Genomic DNA, 19,609 nt, shown 5'->3' with positions numbered 1-19,609 from the left:
GGTTACTTCGCCAGGTTAAAGTTTTTCAGCTTCGACGCGTTGCTGTCGTCAATCAGCACGCAGTCCATCAGCTGCTTCTCTTCTTTCTGCGCTTTGCCGTTTTTCAGGTAGTAATCCGCCTGCTCCACCGCCATCTGCGCCTGCGCCCAGCCCGGCTGCAGCACCGTAGCCTTGATGTTGCCTTTGTTGATAATGGAGTCGCGGGTGTAGTCGCTGCCGTCGAAGCCCACCACGATAACGTTGGTTTTACCCGCCGCTTTCAGCGCCGCCTCTGCGCCCAGCGCCATGGTGTCGTTGCCGGAGATCACGCCGACGATGTTCGGGTTCTTCTGCAGAATGGTTTCCATGCGGCTGAACGCCTCGGTCTGGCTCCAGTTAGCGCTCTGCTGCGCCACCATCTTCATGTCGCTATAGTCGTCCAGCACGTCGTGATAGCCCTGCGAACGTACGCCCGCGTTGGTGTCGGACTCCTTGCCCAGCAGTTCAACGTAGCTGCCTTTACCGTTCAGCAGTTTGGCGAACTTCTCTGCGCCGAGCTGCGCGCCCTGATAGTTGTTAGAGACGATCTGCGCCACGGCGATGCCGGTTTTGTTGATTTCGCGGTCGATAAGGAAGGTAGGAATGCCTGCCTCTTTGGCTTTCTGCACCGGGCCGACGGTGGCGTCCGCCCCGGCGTTATCAAGGATAATCGCCTTCGCCTTGCGCGCGATGGCGGTTTCGATCAGCTGGTTCTGTTTGTTAACGTCATCATCGTGCGACGCCACCAGGGTGGTGTAGCCAAGCGCTTTCGCTTTTTCCTGCGCGCCGTCCGCCTCTGCTTTAAAGAAGGGGTTGTCGTGAGAAGGGGTAATGATCGCCAGCAGGCCTTTATCGGCGGCGAGCGTGGCGGTCGAAAGGGCCATCAGTGAAGCCAGTAGGGTAATTTTGACGAGAGGTACGTTCATCGTTTATTCTCCGCTTGAATAAATATTCAATTGCGATTTTATATGCAATATGACTATGCACCCGCCTTCGCCGGGTGCGCAACCCTGAATGTTTAAAAAGCGAAAAGGATCACAAAATGTCCTGCGTTGTGATTTCTCGCATCCTGGTTAACAATACCAGGCCGAAACAGAGAGGAAGGATGAATGGCGAAACAGGATGAGCAACGGCTGATGGTGAAGATTGCCACGCTTTACTACAGCGAAGGGATGAAGCAGTCAGATATCGCGCAGATGCTGAAATTGTCGCAGTCTTTTGTCTCGCGCATTCTCAACCGCAGCGTGAAGGAAGGCGTGGTGAAAATCAGCGTCGTGCCGCCTGCGAATATCTTTCCGGCGCAGGAGAAGGCGATCGAACAGACCTACGGGCTGCCGCAGGCGATTGTAGTGGACGTGCCGGAAAACGCCTCGCAGCAGCAGATCAAGCAGGCGATCGGTTCGGCGGCGGCGCACTATCTGGAGACGCGGCTGCGCGCCGACGAGCTGATTGGCATCTCCTCCTGGAGCGGCACCATTCGCGCCATGGTGGATGCGCTGCACCCATTTAACGCCGCCTGTAAAGGGGTGATCCAGCTGCTGGGCGGCGTCGGCGCTAACGGCAACGTGCAGGCGACCATTTTGACGCAGAACCTGGCGGCGCTGCTTAACTGCCCCTCCTGGCTGCTGCCTTCGCAGTCGATTGAGCATTCGGTGCAGGATCGTCAGCGACTGGCGGCGAATCCCGACGTCGCGGAGGTGCTGGAGAAGTTCGATCAGGTGGATCTGGCTATTGTCGGCATCGGCGATCTGGAGCCCTCGGCGCTGCTGCGCAACTCCGGCAACTATTATGATGAGGAGATGCTGCGCACCCTGGCACAGCGCGGCGCGGTGGGCGATATCTGCCTGCACTACTTCGACGCGCAGGGCGAGCCGGTGCTGAGCGCGGAGGAGGATCCGGTGATAGGCATGGAGCTGGCGCAGGTGCGCAAATGTCCGCAGGTGGTCGCACTGGCGGGCAGTAAGGAAAAAGCGCACGCCATTCGCGGCGCGCTGCGCGGCGGCTACGTTAACGTCTTGATTGTGGATTACCCCACCGCGCGGCTGCTGGTGGAGTAAGGCCTTAAATAGTGCGGTACGCCGTGGTGACCTTCCAGAGGTAGCGCGGCGCTTGCGCAGCGGGATGCTTGTTCTGGACGTGCTGGTAAAATTCGTCCGGCGACATGGCGTTAATCATGGCGATAGCCCGGTCGCGGTCGCGGGAAAAGGTGCGCAGCAGCGCGCCTGCGCCGTTGGCGTACGAGACGATAGTGGCGTAGCGCAGCGTCAGCGGATTGCGAATGCCGGAGAGCGCCGACTGCTGCAGGATCCGGATATAGGCGGTGCCAATATCGATATTTTTCGCCGGATCGCGCAACTCGGCGTTGGAGGGCTGGCCGCGACGTCCCTGCACACGATAGACCTCCCTGCCCGCCGTCGAGGCCTTGATCTGCATCAGGCCCACCGCGTTGGAGCGGCTGACGACGCCGGGATTGCCGCCCGATTCGACAGTAATAATGGCGCTGATCAGCTTCTCATCAACGCCATAATGACTGGCGGCATCTTCGGTGAACATCGACCAGGCCGCATTGATATTCGAGGGCGGCGCCTGGGTTAACGGCGTGTTTGGCTGCCTGACGACCTGTTTTGACGGTTCGCTGGCGCAGCCTGCCAGCAGCAACGCGGAAAGGGCAAGGTATCGAAATTTCACCAATTTTTCATCCTGATGCAATAGGGTCGGAGGCTATCATACCTGGCGCGCGCCGCAGCAAAATTACCGTTTATCCTAATTGCGTAAAAAACCGTGTCGCGCAGTGACTTCCGTCGCGCTTTTCGTCATCATCGGCCAGATAGTTACCCGCTAACTGCAGGAATAGTCTTATGATTTCGCGTTCTTTTCATCTCGTTTCGCCCTCTGGATATTGTCATAACCAGCCTGCCGCATGGCGCGGCGTCGACCGCCTGCGCGCGGCGGGCCATCAGGTCAATAATCTTGAGACGATCGGCCGCCGCTTTCAGCGTTTCGCCGGTACCGACGCCGAACGTCTCGCCGAATTCAACCAGCTGGCGCAGCTTGAGACATTGCCTGACATCGTGCTGGCGGTACGCGGCGGCTACGGCGCCAGCCGCCTGCTGGCGCATATCGATTACGTCGCGCTGCAGCGCCATCTGCTTAATCAGCCGCTGGCGCTGTGCGGCCACAGCGATTTTACCGTCCTGCAGCTGGCGCTGCTGGCGCAGACCGGTCTCGTCAGCTTCAGCGCGCCGATGCTGGCGGGTAACTTCGGCGCGGAGGTTTTATCTGAATTTACGCTGGCTCACTTCTGGCAGGCGCTGACTTCGCCTACAGTCAATGTTGGCTGGCGCAGCGAGACGCCGGACAGCGGTGAATGGCAGGGCACGCTGTGGGGCGGCAATCTGGCGATGATCTGCTCGCTGATCGGCACCCCGTGGCTGCCGCAGTTCGACGACGGCATTCTGGTGATCGAGGATGTGAATGAGCATCCGTTCCGCGTCGAGCGCATGCTGATCCAGCTGCAGCAGAGCGGCATCCTGGCACGGCAGCGCGCCATTATTACCGGCAGCTTTACCAGCACCGCGATGAGCGACTATGACAACGGTTTTGATTACGCCAGCGTCTGGCAGTACCTGCGCGACGTGACCGGCCTGCCGGTAATCAGCGATCTGGCCTTTGGCCACGATGCGGATACCGTGACGCTGCCGATCGGCGCGCGCGCGCAGCTGCGCGTGGCGAACCATCAGGCTGAACTACAGGCCACTGGCCATCCCGTTTTACCCGAGCATTAAGCCGTTCTCAGGGAGATCGCCATTGAAGCCGCTGTACGACGATTTGTGGATCTCCACGCCGGAATTTCCGGGGGAAGAGACTGTTGATGATTTAATGATGCACGGCTTTATGCTGCGTCATCCGCGCGGCAATCTGCTGATTGGCCGCGTGGAGCATCCGCTCGATCATGAAGTGCTGGCCGACGAAGGCGGCGTGATTCGCCACTATCTGACTCACTGGCACGAAGCCGCACCCGGTGCCATCGCCATCCAGCAGCGCTTTAACAGCGCGCTTTACTGCCACAGCCGCTCTATCGGCCCCGTCAGCCGGGTGCTGGAGCCGGATGACACCTTTACCCAGCAGGAGACGCACTTCGGCGACTTCCATCTGCTGCCGACGCCGGGCCATACGCCAGGCAGCAGCAGCTTTCTTTACGCTTCGCCGCTGGGCCGCACCTACCTGTTCGTCGGCGCTACCCTGACGCGCGACCATCATCGCTGGGTCACTCTCCTGGCCCCGGACAGCAATCCGCACGAGCTGCAGCAGTCGCTGGAGTTCTACCGCACGCTGCGGCCCGATGTGGTGTTGATGAGCACCACGCGCGGCCACCTCTCCTGGGTCGAAGTCACGCTGCAGAGCTGGCTGGCGGCGATTGACGAGGCGGAGCAGCAGCCGCTGGATATGCGCCAGCAGCCGCTGTTTTGATTACAGCGTTTTGCTCAGATAGTGACGCTGATGATGGCGCGGGTAGTTATCCAGGCTGAAACGCAGCGTGTAGCCTGACTTTTCATAAAAGGGGCGCGCCTGGAAGCTGGCGGTATCAACCTGCGCATAGCAGCAGCCGCGCCGACGCGCCTCCTCTTCCGCCGCGTTGAGCAGCCTGCTGCCGACGCCCTGCCCGCGCAGCGCCTCGCTGACCCACAGCATATCGATGCGCAGCCAGTTGCCGGTGGTCGAGCCGGTCAGCCCCGCCAGCTTTTTGCCGTGCTCGTCCGTGACGAAAACGCCGATGGATTTAAATTCGTCGATATTGATAAAACGACTGTTAAAAGTATTCAGACCGAGGCGCACCTCATCCAGATCCTGATGCGTGACCGCATCCGTAACGTTCAGTTGCATAGACTCTCCGGCTAAAGCGGGTTAAGAGTGCGGATGGTCGCGATCGTCATAAGGCTCCAGCGACAGCTGATCGACGTCGCGCGTTTCACTGCGGCTACAGGGTATCAGCCGGTCGCTGTCGTGGTAAACGAAGAAGGTCTCCTCGTTCGCGTTGTTGACGATTAGCTGGTCGCCGTTTCGGAAACGGGTTATGGAAACGTTGTCGCCGCCCTCTAAGCGGGTGCGCTGCTGGCCGGCGGCAATCTGAAAGTGGTGCTGCGGCCAGGTTAACGTGCTCAGACCATATTCGGCACGGGAGATGGTCATCGTGGGGCGGCCGGGACAGGTGATCTGGAACTGGGTTTCGCTCCAGGCGGGCGCAATTTGACAGCTCAGTAAGCCGAGGGTGAAAAGCGTGGCTTTCATTTTCAGACTCCGTCGAAGTTATGCTCTGATTTAATTATCTATTTTCAGAGTAACACACCAGACGAACGGGAAAAGCGGAACGGCCCGCGCGGGGCGGGCCGAAGTGTGACAAAAGCTGTCGTTAGTTCCCGACCTGCGACATATCTTTGATCGTGTCGCGATTAATCTGCTGCTCTTTACCGTAGACATCTTTGTAGGTGATCATACCGGTGTCGTCATCCACCTTCGGCTTGCCCTGCGTCACAATGGTCCGGCCGTCGTTGGTATGCAGAATATGGTCATTAGCGCAGCCAGCCAGCAGCAGGCCCAGGCTCAGCGCACCAGTCAGCATCAGCGTTTTTTTCATAAATCCTCCTTGCTTGGGTTCGCTTTAGGTTTAGCACAGCATGACGAAAGCGAAACCAGGATGAGGCTTAAAACGCATTGATTCCTAAAGGAGATTCTATGAACCGGGAAGATGCCCTGTTCCAGCGGCTGGCACAGTCGCCGTTTCGCCGCCGCTTTCATCTGGGCGTAAAAGAGCGCGACTACTGTCTGGCGAAAGGACCGGAGGTTATCGACAGGCACGCGGCGGATTTTGTCGCGCAGCGCCTGGCGCAGGCGGAGCCGAAGAACGACGGCAAACAGACGCCGATGCGCGGCCATCCGGTGTTTATCGCTCAGCACGCTACGGCGACCTGCTGCCGCGGCTGTCTGGCGAAGTGGCACGGCATCGCTGCCCATCAACCGCTGACCAGCGAGCAGCAGGCGTGGATCGTCGGCGTGATCCACCGCTGGCTGGTAAAGGAGATGAATTCGTAGAAGCCCGGCGCCGCATCATGCGACCCCGGGCTGAAGTTTATTCCGCCGCAACCTCGGCGGCGATCAGCATTAACGCCAGCGAGGCGTTTTCCTCGTCGTATCCCTGCATAACATCGCGGATTGCCGCCACGCAGGCGAGCACCTGCTGCTTCTTTTCCGCTTCAAGCCTCTCGATCGCATGACGAATAATCATTAGACTGGCTTCTTCTTCTTTCATTAAATTTCCCTTAAATCGCCCAACTGGTGCGCAAAGATGGCAAGAATACCTTTAATATGCTACTCAAGTCACCCTCTGGCACGTTTAAAGCTTAACTATTAACCAAAGTGCAAATTAGATGCCGCGCCAGACCTGCTATGATCACAATAGCCGGGACGCAACGCGTCAAACATCAGCGCCACGGGATTCCCAGGGATTGAAGCAGGTACAGGATATGTTGCGACTCACCTTTTTCATTTTTATTACACTGCTCGCTGGCTGCGCCTCCGGCCCGAAAGGGGTGGACTGCCCCGGCGAAGTCAGCACCATTTACGGCCAGCCGATGGGGCAGACGCGGGCGACGATTTTTGACCTCGTCAACGCTTTCACCATCAGCCGCAACGGCGTCAAGGTGCAGAGTGGGACACTGCAATCGCTGGATCGTTTCAAATATGTCCCCTCCGCCGTCACGCCTGAAGGCTACTACGCCCAGCGGCTGTCGGATAAGCAGTTCCGCCTGATAAACCCGCACGAAGACACCATGATTACCTGGACGTGCCCTTAGACGTGCGTCCTGCGGCCAGATAGTCTATTGTCATGGCTTGTCAGGCTGCAGGCTCACCTCTTATGGAAAAGCGACTGGATAATAACGGCTATATTGATTTCCCCTTCCCCGCCACGCGCAATGAGGATGGTTCAGTGAATCCGTGCGGCATCGATCTGACGCTGCAGACGGAGCGTATTGATGAGATTGCGGTGCTGGCGCAGTCGGCGAATCTTCGTCGTCTGCTGGAGGAGGTCAATCTGCAGGACGGGCTGTTTATGACGCTGGCCTGCGACTGGCAGCAGCGCGCCGATGCGGTGTGCGGCTTTATCGATTTCGCCTTTCGCCCTGAACTGCCTGTCACCCAGGAAGAGACCCTGACGCTTGATAACGCTTTCGAACGCTATCTGCGCGAGCAGGCGACGCAGCATCGTATGGAGCCGGACGCCTTACTTAATTATGCACGCTGCGTACTGGACTGGGGCTGGTCACCGCTGCGCCAGCGCGCGCGGGAATATGAAAAGGTGACGGTGATGTACTACTGCCAGCAGCGCGACGAGGCGGAGTGGTGCTTTGATCATCTGCGGCATTTTCTGGTGAGCTGGTATCCAGCCAGTCGCCCTGGGCTGCTGGCGCAGCAGGCATAGCCATCAGCGCCGACGCAAACGGCGCTTTCCTGACCTCCAGACCCGGCTATTTATGCTTGCCCGCTCCTGGCCCCCGGCTTTTCACGGCTTAACCAGACGAATCGCGTGCTCCAGCATACGCTGCTCATCGCGCTCGCTGTGCGAACGATGCTGACGTGCGCGTTTCAGCAGATCTGAAATATCGTCCCGCCGCGTCTCCCGGCCCGATTCGGCCAGCACGACCACTGCATCGCCAATCACGCGACACACTTCATCGTAGTCATCTTCATTTAATACGTCGCGCTTCATTGCTCCTCCTGTTTCACCCTGTCGGCCGCCGTAAATGAGTATCCAGAAACAGTAGTCAGGATTGACGCAGCCTGCAAACCAGACGTCTGGAGGAAGGCACAGGGGGCTTAGCTGGCAAAAGCGGCGAAATGCCTGACTGGAGACGGCGGAGAGTGATTATCTGGTTTGTACCAGAGGCGAAGCTATACGGGATGCCAGCGAAGTGTGCCACGACTGTTAGCGCTTAACGTCTATGTAGCAAACCAGTCATGGCTGGATAATGGTCAGAAACTCCTTTTTCTTTCTGGTCGCCCATTCTGGCTTGATTGACAGCATTAAGTAGAATTGTTTCCGGAAATATGTCTCCCTGAACCTCCCGGCTGGATAGCTCGTTGAAGCTGCATAATGTGAAGCTAAAGCACGCACACCACAATCAGCGAACCAGTAAAGTATTTCATCTTCGCTAAAGGTAATCTTACGCTCTGTTTCCATGCCCCGTTCACTGATAACGAAATGGTATTCTTTTCCGTTAATTTCCAGCCAGGGAGTCGCGAGGCCATCTGGTTTGTCAGGGATAATAAAATAATGATTCGGTCTGATACCCCCGCCGAGACGCTCGCCTATAACAAGAAGCGCTAATCTCAACTCTTCAATACTTTTCATGACATCCTGTTCAACTTGTATATTAACCACGCATTCCAGACGTTTTCCGCATCAATATCCGAATAGCCACGGGTTCTTACCATCTCTGCTGCAATTTCATCTGGTAACTGAATAACGGTAGCATTATCACGTATCGTCTCAACTTCATCACGGGTCAATTCATGCCCGGTTTCCTTCTCTTTCGATTCAAGCAATGCAATCAATGCTGGGATAAATATTATAGCCATTTCCTTTCAGCCTTTATCTGTAATGAATTTCAGCTAATCTGCCACAGAAGCACAATGTACTATGCGCTAAATAGCCAGGTGTATAGACGAAATGTGTTGATATCTGCTTCCTTCCCCTGGCAACTGGCGCATTAAACAAAGCCTGAGCCAGGAGTTTTTTTCAGCTGCAGCTTTTATTCTCCACGGTTAGCTCCTGTTCCGCCCTGCCAGTCGACTGCATGTTCAATACTCTTTTAATAACCAGCCTGAAAATGTTCGTTTTCGGGGATCTAAGTTAATCACGACCAAACCAGAGGATATGCCTGCTATCCAAAAGCAAGGCGTTACAGCCGGGCGCAGGAATCCAGGCTGATGTCAGCTGTTCGTCCTGAACAGAAGTCACTTAGCTGAAGCATTAATCTGAATGCCCGCCGCGATCAAACACCCTTTCAGCACGCCGAACGCATCCTGACACTGCCGTTCATTCACGCAGGCGTAACCGAGCAGCAGCCCGCGTGAGCTCTGCGGATGCATATAGTATTGCGACAGCGGCCGCACCTTAACGCCACGCTTCAGCGCCTGAGCGGCAATAGCCACATCGTCGCAGCCAGATGGCAGATGCAGCACCAGATGTAATCCCGCGTCGTGGTTGACCGGCGACAGAAAGGACGGCCCCAGATAGCGCTCAATCAGTTTGCATAAAAACTGACGTCGCTGGCCATAAAGCAAACGCATGCGACGGATATGATCCATATAATGCCCCTGCCGTATAAACTCCCCCAGCGCACGCTGGATCAGCAGATGACCGCCGCGATAAAGCTCAGCCGCCGCGATGCGCAACGGTTCGGCCAGCATTTTGGGCACCACTATGTAACCAATGCGCAGTGCCGGATAAAGCGTCTTGCTAAAGGTGCCCATATAGATCACCGGCGCATCCGCTTCCAGCCCCTGCAAGGAGGGATAAGGCTGGCCTGAGAAGCGAAACTCGCTGTCGTAATCATCTTCAATAATCCAGCTCTGATGACGCCTTGCCAGCGCTAAAAGCGCCTTTCGTCTTGCCAGGCTAAGGTGAACGCCCAACGGATACTGATGTGAAGGCGTCACAAATACCATCCTGGGCGGCAGCCCGGGCTTTGGCACAATCCCTTCGTTATCCACCGGCATCGCCCGGATTTTAAGGCCGTTTTTACGCAGCAGGTTGCGCGTGCCCCAGTACCCCGGCTCCTCCATCCAGACGAGATCGCCCGGGTCACAGAGCACGCAGGTGACCAGATCGACCGCCTGGTGCACGCCTTCGGTTATCAGGATTTGATCTGCATCGGCCTTGACCGAACGCGCCACACGCAGGTACTCCGCCAGCGCATGGCGGAGATCGGGACAGCCACCGCCGCTGCTGTAAATCAACCGATAGACATCGGGATCGCGATTCAGCTTTGCCTGAATCTGGCTAAAAAGCTTGTGCGGAAACTCCGTGACGTCGGGCGCGCCGGGTACAAAGGCTCCCCACTGGTAGGGCGAGGCGGTGGCATGCCCTAACAGCATCGCGCCCCGTTTTGACAGGGTCGCCGGCAGCGGCGTGGAGGCAGGCTGTAGCAGATCGGTGGCGTGGCTTTGCAGACAGATTTCCGGCAGCGTCTCCGCAATCCAGGTGCCGCTGCCGGTGCGTGCCGTCACATAGCCCTGCGCCATCAAACTTTCATAAACATGCAGTACGGTGTTGCGTGACACCCCAAGCTCACGGGCCATATCGCGCGTCGGCGGCAAGCGCCCGCCGCGTGGAAAAACGCCCTCAATGATTGCGGCCTGCATGCAGGTCAGCAGTCGCTGCTGCAGTGAGCCACTCGGTAAAAACTGCAATCGTGCTAATAAGTGATCGGCGTAAAGCAGCTGCAATTGGCTCCATCCCTCTCTCTGAAATTGGCTCTGGCAACTTACCTGCTCGCACGCATAAATAAAAGCGTTTGTCGGGAAATGTAAATAAGCATATGAGCGAGGTGGATGAGATGAGCGAACAAAATATCCTGATGCAGCAGCGCAAAGCACAGGCTTTACCCCGCGGCACCGGCACGCTGTGCGACTGGTATGTGGCGCGGGCGGAAAACGCGACCCTGTGGGATAACGAGGGCAACAGCTGGATCGATTTCGCTGGCGGCATCGCGGTGCTCAACACCGGCCATCGCCATCCGCGCATCGAACAGGCAGTAGCCCATCAGTTAACAAAATTTACGCATACCGCGTTTCAAATCACTCCGTACGAAAGCTATATCGTCCTGGCTGAACGCATCAACCAGCGGGTGCCTGTTGCCGGCCAGGCTAAAACAGCCTTCTTCACCACTGGCGCAGAAGCGGTAGAAAATGCGGTCAAAATCGCCCGTGCTTATACCCGCCGCCCTGGCGTAATCGCCTTTGGCAACGCCTTTCACGGTCGCACCCTGATGACTATGGCGATGACCGGCAAGGTCGCCCCCTATAAGCGTGACTTCGGCCCGATGCCCGCCTCGGTGTTTCATGCGCGCTATCCCAGCGCGGTACAGGGCATCACTATCGACGCGGCGCTAGCCAGCCTCGATGCTCTTTTTACTCAGGATATCGCGCCGCAGGACATAGCCGCGATCGTGCTGGAGCCCGTGCAGGGCGAAGGCGGTTTCCATGCGGCGCCGGTTGAGTTTATGGTCAGGCTGCGTGAGCTGGCCGATCGCTACGGCATTCTGCTTATCGCCGACGAGGTGCAGAGCGGTTTTGCCCGCACCGGTAAGCTGTTCGCCATGGAGCACTATCCGGTGCAAGCGGATCTCATCACTATGGCGAAAAGTCTGGCGGGCGGCCTGCCGCTTTCCGCCGTGTCAGGGCGGTCAGAGGTGATGGATGCGCCAGGTCCGGGCGGCCTCGGCGGCACCTATGCTGGCAATCCGCTGGCGATCGCCGCAGCGCATGCGGTGCTTGACGTAATCGACGAGGAGCAACTCTGCGCCCGGGCCGCTGAGCTTGGCGGCAGGCTTGAATCCGATCTACAGGCCTTCCGTAAGCAGTGTCCCGCGATTGCCGATGTCCGCGCGTTAGGGTCGATGGTGGCCGTAGAATTTACCGAGACCGCCACCGCGCAGGCGGTACAGAAAAAAGCGATGGAGAATGGCCTGCTGCTGCTGACCTGCGGCGCAAAAGGCAACGTTATACGTTTTCTTTATCCGCTGACCATTCCTGACCAGCAGTTCCGCCAGGCGCTGGACATTTTAACCTCGGTTCTCAACCACTGCGCCGCTGACGTCGAAAAAAACGTCGTAACGGCCTGATCCTTCCCGGCTCGCTGCGGCGAGCCCATCCCCTGCTCGCCCCGGACACAAAAGCCCGGGGATCGTTCTGGAGACGTTCTGATGACAACAACGCAGACTGCAAATGAAGATGCACTGGCACAAAACCTGAAGCCGCGCCACGTGCGCATGTTGTCAATTGCGGGCGTAATTGGCGCCGGCCTGTTTGTGGGCTCCGGCCACGCGATTTACGAGGCGGGTCCGGCGGTGCTGATCGCCTATGCCGCCGCCGGTGCGCTGGTAGTGCTGATAATGCGCATGCTGGCTGAAATGGCGGTCTCGCTGCCCGATTCAGGTTCTTTTTCAACCTATGCTGACAAGGCGCTGGGCCGCTGGGCCGGTTTCACTATCGGCTGGCTCTACTGGTGGTTTTGGGTATTGGTTATCCCGCTGGAAGCCAACGCCGCCGGCACCATCCTGCACGCCTGGTTCCCCCAGATCGCCATCTGGCAGTTCACCCTGGCTATCACGCTGTTTTTAACCATCACCAATCTGCTGAGCGTGAAAAATTATGGTGAGTTTGAATTCTGGTTTGCGCTGCTCAAGGTAGCGGCGATTGTCGCGTTCTTGTGTGCTGCCGGCCTGGCCATATCTGGCCTGATGCCCAACAGTAGCACCAGCGGCCTTCAGCATCTCTACGATACGCAAGGTTTTATGCCCAACGGCATGGGTAAGGTGATGGCGGCGATTCTGACCACGATGTTTTCTTTTATGGGCACCGAGATTGTTACCATCGCCGCCGCCGAATCAAAGGATCCAGGCAAGCAAATCACCAGGGCCACTAATTCGGTTATCTGGCGTATCGCGCTGTTCTACCTGCTGTCGATTTTCTTTGTGGTGGCGCTGGTGCCGTGGAATTCCCCGGCGCTGATTGAGCATGGTTCTTATCAGGCCGCGCTTCAGGCGATGAATATCCCGCACGCCAGGCTGATTGTGGATATCGTTGTGTTAATGGCGGTATGCAGCTGTCTTAACTCGGCGCTTTATACCTCGTCACGCATGCTCTATTCACTGTCGTGTCGCAAAGATGCGCCCGCGGCGGCCTCACGCACGAATCGCAGCGGTACGCCATGGGTTGCCGTGCTGCTCTCAACCGCTGCCGCTTTTGTCGCGGTTGTGGCTAACTACCTGGCGCCCAGCGTGGTATTCGAATTTTTGCTGGCGAGTTCCGGCGCTATCGCCCTGCTGGTGTATCTGGTGATTGCCGCCTCTCATCTGGTACTGCGCAAAAAGCGCGAAAAAGCGGGCGAAAAGCTGAGTTACCGTATGTGGCTGTTCCCCGGCCTGACCTGGATTACCATACTCTTTATCGTTACCGTGCTGGTTTCTATGCTGTTCAACGCTCAGCATCAGACCGAGCTGCTGGCAACTGGCGGCCTCACACTGGCGATTATCGCCGCCAGCCTGATCGTGCCTCGTAAAAAGAATAAGCGACAGAAAACGCGCTTCTATGCCGTTCAGTCCTCTGAAAACTCCTGAGCTGACTAACAGGGTCGCGCAGCATGTTATTTGATAAAGCGCGTCCCTGTGCAATAACTGCAATCGTCACGCATGCAGCGACCTGCCTGTGGCCCCTCTCAGCCAAATAGTATACCGTCACGCTATCAGGGTGGTTTAGTTAGCCGCTGCATTAAATACAGTTCTGTTTAAAAGGAAAGCCGGGGCCGCATCATACGGTGCAGATCATGCGCATATTTCAGCATATCAACACCCTGATATTACAGAACGCCTGGAACACTTTTTCACATATCATCTATGCAGAACGGGAGCAATAAATTAATGGAACACCGTTATTCCTCGCATATATCCTGGACAGGCAACCTGGGAACAGGCACATCAGGCTATCGGTCCTATGCGCGAACCTGGGATATTTCAATAGCCGGTAAGGAACCAATACATTGCTCTAACGATCCGTTACTGGGAGGCGACCCGGGTAAAATGAATCCGGAGGATCTGCTGATATCCTCTCTTTCCGCATGCCATATGTTGTGGTATTTGCATCTGGCATCAGATGCAGGCATTACCGTAATGGGTTATGAAGACTCCCCTGTGGCGACAGGTGAAGTTTTAAAAAGTGGCGCTGGCCGCTTTATTTCAGCCACGCTTAAGCCAAAAATTACAGTATTACCCGGTACGGATATCGAGGCTGCCACCGCTATTCATCATGAGATCCATAAAGTTTGTTTTATTGTCAGGTCAGTGAATTTCCCTGTCAGCTATGAACCTGAGTTTATTATCGGTAACAGAGCACCTGATTAAGTTTGCTCTTATAGTATGCTGGTGCCGCGTTCGATAATGACAGCCTGCGCTGCGGCAGGAGCAGTAACTGATGAGATGATGACCAGTCTCTTATATTTGTTCTGCTTCCGCTGCTCGCTCTCAGGGGATAAAACACCCTCTTTTTGCTTAGTGCCAGCAGCAAACTGAATCCTGAAGAGCGCGGTGAATGAATTCAGGCAACCGGATGTTGAAATGACCAACCTGCAACCTGGAGAAAACCGATGAGCACGATTAATTCGCTGGAAGCAGAGGGTGGAGTCTGGATCAACCCGCCCGAACATTACGCGTTTGAGAAAGGCAAGTTGCGGTTCACAACGGAAGCCAATACGGATTTCTGGAAACAGACTTACTATGGCTTTCAGCGGCACACCGGTCATGCATTTGGATTTTACGTGGAGAGCGATTTCACCCTTCAGGTAAAAGTGATGGCTCATTTTTCAGATCTTTATGATCAGGCGGGCATCTTCATTCTGGATGAAGCCGATCGCTGGGTGAAGGCGGGGATAGAATTCAATGACGATCGGCCGTCTGTAGGCTGTGTGGTTACGCGTGACACATCTGACTGGTCAACCGGCCTTTTCCCCGGTAATCCACAAGAGTTCTGGATGCGCGCCACCCTGGAAAACGAAGCGCTCAGAATACAGTATTCTACAGAGGGTAAAACCTGGCCGCTGCTGCGGCTGTGTTACTGGCCTCAGCATCAAAAACGCTTTGTGGGCGTGATGGCTTGTACCCCAGAAAGACAAGGCCTTGAAGTCACCTTCTGCGACTTTTCCCTGGGTCAACCTCGAAGCAAGCCGCTGCACGACCTTACCTGAGTCCGCTTGTCGATTTCATATCTGCGCCTCCCTTACAGGAGGCCTTTTTCCGATGCACTGCTACGTTCCAGACGTGAACCTTAATGCGCTGGATAAAGCGTTTAAACATTTTTATCTTCAAGGCAAATATCAAGGGTAAAAGATGAAGAGTAGACTCGCGAGACCTGATGAAGCAGAGGCGTGCTGGAACATTAGAAATCTGGCTATCAGGCACGGTTGCAAAAGCAGTTACGACCCAGCCGTCATCGCCGCCTGGACGCCTGAAGCTATGCCCGAAAGGTACAGAGAAGTTATTAAGGGAAATCCTTTCTTTATTGTTGAGGGACCTGATGCCCGTCCCGTAGCAACCGGATACCTTGATATTGCGTCAGCAAGCGTTGAGGCAATATTCACATCGCCAGACCATGCCAGAAAAGGTTGTGCCGGCATGATTCTCACAAAAATTAAAGATGAAGCTCGTCAACGCGGGTTTAGCCGTTTGACCTTATCTTCAACGCCAGATGCAATAACCTTTTATGAAAAACAGGGATTTAAATCCCTCAGAGAAAGCCTTTACTTCTCAAAACTGGCTAACGCAGAGCTGCGCTGCATGGAAATGGCTATCGACCTGTCATTGTGATACATGCATGATTCACGGCGGTGATCGTCCGCCGTGGAATAATGTGAGTTCACTCAGGCAGAAGCTCTCTTATACTTTCAGCAAAAACAGCCGCTTCCCTTTTATTTTGTTATTCAGGTCAGCCTGAAAAATGTCTGCCCATTTATCTACGATGCGGGTAGCGGTCTATATCTTCCTTATTAGGTTAGGACTCAAATCATTCCCTGCTAAACAATCACAGCCGTTCGCAATTGTTTAAAACTCACGAACGTGATCCAAATCAATTAACCTGAACATTACTATTAAAAAATAGAAACAATGCTAAAAACCCTGTTTTCTATGCCGATATAGATTGATGCCCAGAGCGGAAAATTTTCAGACTCAGGCCTTCTCTACAATACAGGGTTATCTAAATGAAATTTATAAAAAATCTTTCTAATCTTAGAATAGGCGGAAAATTATTCCTGGGTTTCTCGCTGGTTATACTGGCTTCGTTGATTATTTCCCTGCTCACGCTGCGCTGTTTTTTAAACATTCAGGAAAACTCCGTGAAGCGTGACATTACCGTAGAAATGCTGGACACGCTGGGCAAGGCCAGACTCAACCGCACCTTATTTCAATACACTCGCGATAAAAAATTCATCATTATCAATGGAGAGGCGATGGATCGGCTTTCACAATTGAAACAGAGCCTGGAAAAGTACGCCTGGTCTGCTGAGGGTCAGAATAAACTGTCTCAGCTGGCATCTTTATTAAATCAGTACAAAGAAAAGCGGCAGGCGTTCCTGGAAAGCACGGATAAGTCGTTACTCTCCTTAAATGAATTAAATTCAACAGGTTTACCGCTGTTAGCAGAACAGCTTGCCGCTCAGGAATCTGCTGTGGCTGCGGGTTCAGCCGCGCCGCTTTTTTCACTTACGCTGAAGATTGATCAAACGGTTTTACTGATTCAGGACTTTATAAAGACGCCGGACGACACGTCGCTGAATAAAATCACACAGATTCAGGGTGAAACCACCCTTTTTATTTCGCAACTCAAAGCCGATCCTGATGCGAAGCTGGGTGAATTATTAAACTCCGCAGCGCAAAAAACAGCAGCGACTCCCGCTCTGTTAAAAAACTATATGCTGCTCGTTCGTGATGAAAAAAAGGCTTCGGATGAGATGACCCACGCAGCGGAGACGCTGAATCGGGCTGTAACCGACTTATCTTTGTTTCAGACGCAAATGGGAGAGAAGTATATCCACACGGCGCTGTGGCAGATTGGCTTTACGACGATAGCCTGTATTGTGCTGAGCCTTCTGGTGGCGTGGAGAATGACCCGAAGCATCACTGTTCCGCTAAAAGAAACGCTTTTCTCTGCCCAGCGCATCGCTGAAGGCGACCTGACCTCAGAAATCGCCAGCACACGCTCTGACGAACTGGGACAACTGATGTCAGCGGTTGGCGCGATGAACCTGAGCCTGCGCAACATTATTGTTCGGGTACGCGACGGCGTTAACAGCGTCGCCCGCGCCTCTTCTGAGATTGCCGCGGGAAATACTGATTTGTCTTCACGCACAGAACAGCAGTCGGCTGCGGTTGTTGAGACGGCAGCCAGCATGGAAGAACTGACATCTACCGTAAAACAGAACGCAGAAAATGCGCATCATGCCAGCCAGCTGGCAACAGAGGCGTCGCATAACGCCAGCCGTGGCGGTGAAATCATCCATGACGTCATTACCACCATGGGCGGGATCAGCCATAGCGCCGGTAAAATTGGTGAAATTATCACGGTCATTAACGGTATTGCCTTCCAGACCAATATTCTGGCGCTTAACGCGGCGGTTGAAGCGGCGCGCGCTGGCGAGCAGGGTCGCGGCTTTGCTGTCGTTGCAGGTGAAGTAAGAAACCTGGCTCAGCGCAGTTCTGTGGCGGCTAAAGAAATCGAAGCGCTGATTCGCGAGTCTCTGGACCGGGTGAATGACGGCACCACGCTGGTTAATCGTGCCGGCGATACGATGGGAGATATCGTTAAATCGGTTTCTCAGGTGCGGGATATTATGGGCGAAATCGCTGCTGCTTCGGATGAGCAAAATCGCGGTATTAGCCAAATCTCTCTGGCCATGACAGAGATGGATACCACTACACAGCAGAACGCCGCGCTGGTTGAGGAGTCCTCCGCTGCGGCCAGCAGCCTGGAAGAGCAGGCGCTGGAGCTGGAAAGAACGGTTTCTGTTTTCCGCCTCCCCTCCTCTGGACTAATCGCGCCAAAAGCCCCGGTTCAGAGAAGCAGCAAAAATACGCCGGCGTTAGCCACGCCTTCTGGCGCTAACTGGGAAACCTTTTAACTTCTACTGACCTTTCAGATGCAGGTGCCTGTCAGGTGCCTGCTGTTTCAGCCGGTTAAGGGGGAAAGATGTCTGAAGAGCAAAAAGTCAGAGCTGCCCATATCATCATCGGTGAAGCATCTGAGGCGCTTTTTTATAGCGCTGATTCCATTACCCGCGCGAACCTGATCGATAAACTTAACGGCCTGCTGATAACAGAAGCGGGCGGGCTGCGAAAAGCAGCCATCATTAAGGCTATAGAGATACTCAGACAGGTTTATTAAGTCGCTCAGCAACAGATTCAAAGCGGGCCAGGTTTGCCGTTTAAACCTATCACGGGCATTTCTACTGATTACGTCACGTCCGCTTATTGCTCACCGATAACAATCTGCTCTGCTTCCGTTATGATAAAACGCGCAATATAAAGTGAGCCCCCGGATAAATACCAGACTGCCTGTTAAAGCGACCTCACCACCGCAGTACGCTTCCGTTTCCCCCCTGCTTTGCCAGCGCGCTGTGCATTTACGGCGCCTCGTTTGCCCTCTGCCTGTTCGCCCGCTACGCTTTCAGCACCTGTTTTTTTAGCCGGGAGAGAACGTATGAAACAGCTGGTAATGATTTTTTTGCTGGGGATCGGCACAGTCGCCGTTACGGCCTGCGCGCCGCGTCCGCATGACGCGCCAGCGCCGCCACATGCGCCCAGCGGGCAGCAACCACCGGGCGCACCGGGCGGCAGCGGCCCGGTCGGTCAGCCGCAATCCTGAGATGAAAAGCGTAACAAAAGCGTAAGCTTCCAGCATAACCGCCGGGCTTTGCTACGCTTTTAGTGAATGCCAACCCAAAGGAGACGAACTATGTCAGGAAAAATCGAAGATACCGTAAAAGAAGTTGCCGGTGCCGCTGAGCAGCAATGGGGCGAAGCCACCGATTCTCCGCGTCATCGCGTTCGCGGCGCAGCGCGCCGTTATTCCAACCAGGCGACCTATGCTGCGCGCGACGCGGCTGACTGCATTAAAGACCAGGTTCAGTCCAATCCGCTTGCCGGTCTGGCGGTGGCTGCTGGCGTCGGCGTCTTTATCGGCTTCCTGCTGGGTCGTAAATAACCCCGCGCGCCTCCTCACATAACGTGAGGAGGTCGGGAAGGGGCGTTTGTCCCTTCCCGCCAGGCCAGCGTAGCTCTCTTGCCGCGACTCGCCTCTTCCCTGCCCTTACGCGCACCGTCATAACAGCCATCATCGTTTCTCACCCTGACTTTTAGCAGCGTTTCCAGTTGCCAGCCGCTCGCACAGGCCCTATTATCACCCTCCATATACTATACCCCAGTATAGATAGCGGCTTTCAGGAGATCCCAATGGCGCATACCTTAAAAAACAAAAAGAGTTTGCTGACCCGCGTCCGCCGCATTAAAGGCCAGGCCGCCTCGCTGGAGACAGCCCTGGAGTCAGGTGAAGAGTGCCTGAAGGTATTGCAGCAGGTCGCGGCGGTGCGCGGCGCCATTAATGGCCTGATGAGCGAACTGCTGGAAGGGCATATCCGCGAACACCTGATGAATGAAGCGGCCACCCCGCAGGAGCGAAACGAAGATCTGGAAGAGATCGTGGCGGTTATTCGCTCTTATCTGAAGTAGACAATCCGCTACGGCGCCTGCCTGCCGGCTCAATAATC

Annotated in this window: 26 protein-coding genes; 16 read left to right on the top strand and 10 right to left on the bottom strand. The window is 55.3% G+C overall.

Features of this window, described 5'->3' with window-relative positions:
- Positions 1 to 2: 2 nt before the first annotated feature.
- Complete coding sequence (locus D7S44_RS03865) at positions 3 to 944, bottom strand: D-ribose ABC transporter substrate-binding protein (protein ID WP_120452210.1); 942 nt, start codon at positions 942 to 944, stop codon at positions 3 to 5.
- Positions 945 to 1,127: 183 nt separating this feature from the next.
- Between D7S44_RS03865 and D7S44_RS03860 the strand changes: the two genes are divergently transcribed.
- The gene (locus D7S44_RS03860; RefSeq protein ID WP_120452208.1) at positions 1,128 to 2,075 is read left to right on the top strand and encodes a sugar-binding transcriptional regulator; all 948 of its coding nucleotides are present in this window, start codon (positions 1,128 to 1,130) and stop codon (positions 2,073 to 2,075) included.
- Positions 2,076 to 2,079: 4 nt separating this feature from the next.
- On the opposite strand, the gene emtA is transcribed toward D7S44_RS03860, so the two are convergent.
- Positions 2,080 to 2,709 carry a membrane-bound lytic murein transglycosylase EmtA gene (gene emtA / locus D7S44_RS03855; protein ID WP_120452206.1) on the bottom strand — a complete coding sequence of 210 codons (630 nt, stop codon included), beginning with the start codon at positions 2,707 to 2,709 and terminating at the stop codon, positions 2,080 to 2,082.
- 167 nt (positions 2,710 to 2,876) lie between these two features.
- Between emtA and ldcA the strand changes: the two genes are divergently transcribed.
- Positions 2,877 to 3,803 (top strand): muramoyltetrapeptide carboxypeptidase, encoded by a 927-nt coding sequence (gene ldcA, locus D7S44_RS03850; protein ID WP_120452204.1) that lies wholly within the window; start codon positions 2,877 to 2,879, stop codon positions 3,801 to 3,803.
- Between the two features lie 22 nt (positions 3,804 to 3,825).
- Complete coding sequence (locus D7S44_RS03845) at positions 3,826 to 4,488, top strand: MBL fold metallo-hydrolase (RefSeq protein WP_120452202.1); 663 nt, start codon at positions 3,826 to 3,828, stop codon at positions 4,486 to 4,488.
- Here D7S44_RS03845 and D7S44_RS03840 read toward each other — a convergent pair whose 3' ends face one another.
- From D7S44_RS03840 to D7S44_RS03830, 3 genes are all read right to left on the bottom strand, one after another.
- On the bottom strand, positions 4,489 to 4,902 hold the full coding sequence (locus D7S44_RS03840) for a GNAT family N-acetyltransferase (RefSeq protein ID WP_120452200.1): 414 nt from the start codon (positions 4,900 to 4,902) through the stop codon (positions 4,489 to 4,491).
- A gap of 21 nt (positions 4,903 to 4,923) precedes the next feature.
- Positions 4,924 to 5,307 carry a bromodomain-containing protein gene (locus D7S44_RS03835; RefSeq protein WP_120452199.1) on the bottom strand — a complete coding sequence of 128 codons (384 nt, stop codon included), beginning with the start codon at positions 5,305 to 5,307 and terminating at the stop codon, positions 4,924 to 4,926.
- A gap of 121 nt (positions 5,308 to 5,428) precedes the next feature.
- A complete protein-coding gene (locus D7S44_RS03830) occupies positions 5,429 to 5,653 on the bottom strand; it encodes a YgdI/YgdR family lipoprotein (RefSeq protein ID WP_120452197.1) in 225 nt (74 codons plus the stop codon).
- 98 nt (positions 5,654 to 5,751) lie between these two features.
- On the opposite strand from D7S44_RS03830, the gene D7S44_RS03825 reads away from it, so the two are divergent.
- A complete protein-coding gene (locus tag D7S44_RS03825; RefSeq protein ID WP_120452195.1) occupies positions 5,752 to 6,108 on the top strand; it encodes a DUF4186 domain-containing protein in 357 nt (118 codons plus the stop codon).
- 37 nt (positions 6,109 to 6,145) lie between these two features.
- Here D7S44_RS03825 and D7S44_RS03820 read toward each other — a convergent pair whose 3' ends face one another.
- Complete coding sequence (locus D7S44_RS03820; protein WP_120452193.1) at positions 6,146 to 6,325, bottom strand: hypothetical protein; 180 nt, start codon at positions 6,323 to 6,325, stop codon at positions 6,146 to 6,148.
- Between the two features lie 214 nt (positions 6,326 to 6,539).
- Here D7S44_RS03820 and D7S44_RS03815 point away from each other — a divergent pair, with 214 nt between their 5' ends.
- Complete coding sequence (locus D7S44_RS03815) at positions 6,540 to 6,869, top strand: hypothetical protein (RefSeq protein WP_120452191.1); 330 nt, start codon at positions 6,540 to 6,542, stop codon at positions 6,867 to 6,869.
- Positions 6,870 to 6,931: 62 nt separating this feature from the next.
- A complete protein-coding gene (locus D7S44_RS03810; RefSeq protein ID WP_120452189.1) occupies positions 6,932 to 7,495 on the top strand; it encodes a hypothetical protein in 564 nt (187 codons plus the stop codon).
- A gap of 81 nt (positions 7,496 to 7,576) precedes the next feature.
- Here the strand turns inward: D7S44_RS03810 and D7S44_RS03805 are convergent, their stop codons facing one another.
- The 4 genes from D7S44_RS03805 to pdxR form a co-directional block, all read right to left on the bottom strand.
- Complete coding sequence (locus D7S44_RS03805; RefSeq protein WP_120452187.1) at positions 7,577 to 7,783, bottom strand: DUF2767 family protein; 207 nt, start codon at positions 7,781 to 7,783, stop codon at positions 7,577 to 7,579.
- Positions 7,784 to 8,029: 246 nt separating this feature from the next.
- Positions 8,030 to 8,425, bottom strand: a complete 396-nt coding sequence (locus tag D7S44_RS03800) for an Imm63 family immunity protein (RefSeq protein WP_120452185.1) — start codon at positions 8,423 to 8,425, stop codon at positions 8,030 to 8,032.
- Positions 8,422 to 8,652, bottom strand: a complete 231-nt coding sequence (locus D7S44_RS03795; RefSeq protein WP_120452183.1) for a hypothetical protein — start codon at positions 8,650 to 8,652, stop codon at positions 8,422 to 8,424. Before D7S44_RS03795 ends, D7S44_RS03800 begins: the two co-directional genes overlap by 4 nt.
- 378 nt (positions 8,653 to 9,030) lie before the next feature.
- Positions 9,031 to 10,524 (bottom strand): MocR-like pyridoxine biosynthesis transcription factor PdxR, encoded by a 1,494-nt coding sequence (pdxR, locus tag D7S44_RS03790; RefSeq protein WP_179256438.1) that lies wholly within the window; start codon positions 10,522 to 10,524, stop codon positions 9,031 to 9,033.
- 110 nt (positions 10,525 to 10,634) lie between these two features.
- Here pdxR and gabT point away from each other — a divergent pair, with 110 nt between their 5' ends.
- The 10 genes from gabT to D7S44_RS03740 all read left to right on the top strand — a co-directional run bounded on the left by gabT (position 10,635) and on the right by D7S44_RS03740 (position 19,571).
- On the top strand, positions 10,635 to 11,921 hold the full coding sequence (gene gabT / locus D7S44_RS03785) for a 4-aminobutyrate--2-oxoglutarate transaminase (protein ID WP_120452862.1): 1,287 nt from the start codon (positions 10,635 to 10,637) through the stop codon (positions 11,919 to 11,921).
- Between the two features lie 81 nt (positions 11,922 to 12,002).
- Complete coding sequence (gabP, locus tag D7S44_RS03780; protein WP_120452181.1) at positions 12,003 to 13,418, top strand: GABA permease; 1,416 nt, start codon at positions 12,003 to 12,005, stop codon at positions 13,416 to 13,418.
- Between the two features lie 300 nt (positions 13,419 to 13,718).
- A complete protein-coding gene (locus D7S44_RS03775) occupies positions 13,719 to 14,198 on the top strand; it encodes an OsmC family protein (RefSeq protein ID WP_120452860.1) in 480 nt (159 codons plus the stop codon).
- Positions 14,199 to 14,440: 242 nt separating this feature from the next.
- The gene (locus D7S44_RS03765; RefSeq protein WP_120452178.1) at positions 14,441 to 15,037 is read left to right on the top strand and encodes a DUF1349 domain-containing protein; all 597 of its coding nucleotides are present in this window, start codon (positions 14,441 to 14,443) and stop codon (positions 15,035 to 15,037) included.
- A 142-nt stretch (positions 15,038 to 15,179) separates the two neighbouring features.
- Positions 15,180 to 15,656: a GNAT family N-acetyltransferase gene (locus tag D7S44_RS03760; protein WP_120452176.1), complete on the top strand. Its 477-nt coding sequence runs from the start codon at positions 15,180 to 15,182 to the stop codon at positions 15,654 to 15,656.
- Between the two features lie 392 nt (positions 15,657 to 16,048).
- The gene (locus D7S44_RS03755; RefSeq protein WP_120452174.1) at positions 16,049 to 17,965 is read left to right on the top strand and encodes a methyl-accepting chemotaxis protein; all 1,917 of its coding nucleotides are present in this window, start codon (positions 16,049 to 16,051) and stop codon (positions 17,963 to 17,965) included.
- A 68-nt stretch (positions 17,966 to 18,033) separates the two neighbouring features.
- A complete protein-coding gene (locus D7S44_RS03750; protein ID WP_120452172.1) occupies positions 18,034 to 18,228 on the top strand; it encodes a hypothetical protein in 195 nt (64 codons plus the stop codon).
- Positions 18,229 to 18,543: 315 nt separating this feature from the next.
- Positions 18,544 to 18,708 carry a hypothetical protein gene (locus D7S44_RS23640; protein ID WP_167456948.1) on the top strand — a complete coding sequence of 55 codons (165 nt, stop codon included), beginning with the start codon at positions 18,544 to 18,546 and terminating at the stop codon, positions 18,706 to 18,708.
- Positions 18,709 to 18,798: 90 nt separating this feature from the next.
- Positions 18,799 to 19,047 carry an ElaB/YgaM/YqjD family protein gene (locus D7S44_RS03745; protein WP_120452170.1) on the top strand — a complete coding sequence of 83 codons (249 nt, stop codon included), beginning with the start codon at positions 18,799 to 18,801 and terminating at the stop codon, positions 19,045 to 19,047.
- A 248-nt stretch (positions 19,048 to 19,295) separates the two neighbouring features.
- On the top strand, positions 19,296 to 19,571 hold the full coding sequence (locus D7S44_RS03740; protein WP_120452169.1) for a metal/formaldehyde-sensitive transcriptional repressor: 276 nt from the start codon (positions 19,296 to 19,298) through the stop codon (positions 19,569 to 19,571).
- Positions 19,572 to 19,609: the final 38 nt, after the last annotated feature.

Source organism: Pantoea piersonii (assembly GCF_003612015.1).
GTDB lineage: Bacteria > Pseudomonadota > Gammaproteobacteria > Enterobacterales > Enterobacteriaceae > Pantoea > Pantoea piersonii.
Note: the sequence above shows the minus strand (reverse complement) of the source record. Positions and strands in the feature narration are given on the sequence as shown.

Coding starts and splice junctions, on each gene's coding strand:
- ldcA (WP_120452204.1), top strand. CDS start 2,877: ATGATTTCGCGTTCTTTTCATCTCGTTTCGCCCTCTGGATATTGTCAT.
- D7S44_RS03795 (WP_120452183.1), bottom strand. CDS start 8,652: ATGGCTATAATATTTATCCCAGCATTGATTGCATTGCTTGAATCGAAA.
- D7S44_RS03810 (WP_120452189.1), top strand. CDS start 6,932: ATGGAAAAGCGACTGGATAATAACGGCTATATTGATTTCCCCTTCCCC.
- D7S44_RS03860 (WP_120452208.1), top strand. CDS start 1,128: ATGGCGAAACAGGATGAGCAACGGCTGATGGTGAAGATTGCCACGCTT.
- D7S44_RS03800 (WP_120452185.1), bottom strand. CDS start 8,425: ATGAAAAGTATTGAAGAGTTGAGATTAGCGCTTCTTGTTATAGGCGAG.
- D7S44_RS03805 (WP_120452187.1), bottom strand. CDS start 7,783: ATGAAGCGCGACGTATTAAATGAAGATGACTACGATGAAGTGTGTCGC.
- gabP (WP_120452181.1), top strand. CDS start 12,003: ATGACAACAACGCAGACTGCAAATGAAGATGCACTGGCACAAAACCTG.
- D7S44_RS03835 (WP_120452199.1), bottom strand. CDS start 5,307: ATGAAAGCCACGCTTTTCACCCTCGGCTTACTGAGCTGTCAAATTGCG.
- D7S44_RS03865 (WP_120452210.1), bottom strand. CDS start 944: ATGAACGTACCTCTCGTCAAAATTACCCTACTGGCTTCACTGATGGCC.
- D7S44_RS03840 (WP_120452200.1), bottom strand. CDS start 4,902: ATGCAACTGAACGTTACGGATGCGGTCACGCATCAGGATCTGGATGAG.
- D7S44_RS03740 (WP_120452169.1), top strand. CDS start 19,296: ATGGCGCATACCTTAAAAAACAAAAAGAGTTTGCTGACCCGCGTCCGC.
- D7S44_RS03765 (WP_120452178.1), top strand. CDS start 14,441: ATGAGCACGATTAATTCGCTGGAAGCAGAGGGTGGAGTCTGGATCAAC.
- D7S44_RS03775 (WP_120452860.1), top strand. CDS start 13,719: ATGGAACACCGTTATTCCTCGCATATATCCTGGACAGGCAACCTGGGA.
- D7S44_RS23640 (WP_167456948.1), top strand. CDS start 18,544: ATGAAACAGCTGGTAATGATTTTTTTGCTGGGGATCGGCACAGTCGCC.
- D7S44_RS03820 (WP_120452193.1), bottom strand. CDS start 6,325: ATGAAAGAAGAAGAAGCCAGTCTAATGATTATTCGTCATGCGATCGAG.
- D7S44_RS03750 (WP_120452172.1), top strand. CDS start 18,034: ATGTCTGAAGAGCAAAAAGTCAGAGCTGCCCATATCATCATCGGTGAA.
- D7S44_RS03830 (WP_120452197.1), bottom strand. CDS start 5,653: ATGAAAAAAACGCTGATGCTGACTGGTGCGCTGAGCCTGGGCCTGCTG.
- D7S44_RS03825 (WP_120452195.1), top strand. CDS start 5,752: ATGAACCGGGAAGATGCCCTGTTCCAGCGGCTGGCACAGTCGCCGTTT.
- D7S44_RS03760 (WP_120452176.1), top strand. CDS start 15,180: ATGAAGAGTAGACTCGCGAGACCTGATGAAGCAGAGGCGTGCTGGAAC.
- D7S44_RS03755 (WP_120452174.1), top strand. CDS start 16,049: ATGAAATTTATAAAAAATCTTTCTAATCTTAGAATAGGCGGAAAATTA.
- gabT (WP_120452862.1), top strand. CDS start 10,635: ATGAGCGAACAAAATATCCTGATGCAGCAGCGCAAAGCACAGGCTTTA.
- D7S44_RS03815 (WP_120452191.1), top strand. CDS start 6,540: ATGTTGCGACTCACCTTTTTCATTTTTATTACACTGCTCGCTGGCTGC.
- D7S44_RS03745 (WP_120452170.1), top strand. CDS start 18,799: ATGTCAGGAAAAATCGAAGATACCGTAAAAGAAGTTGCCGGTGCCGCT.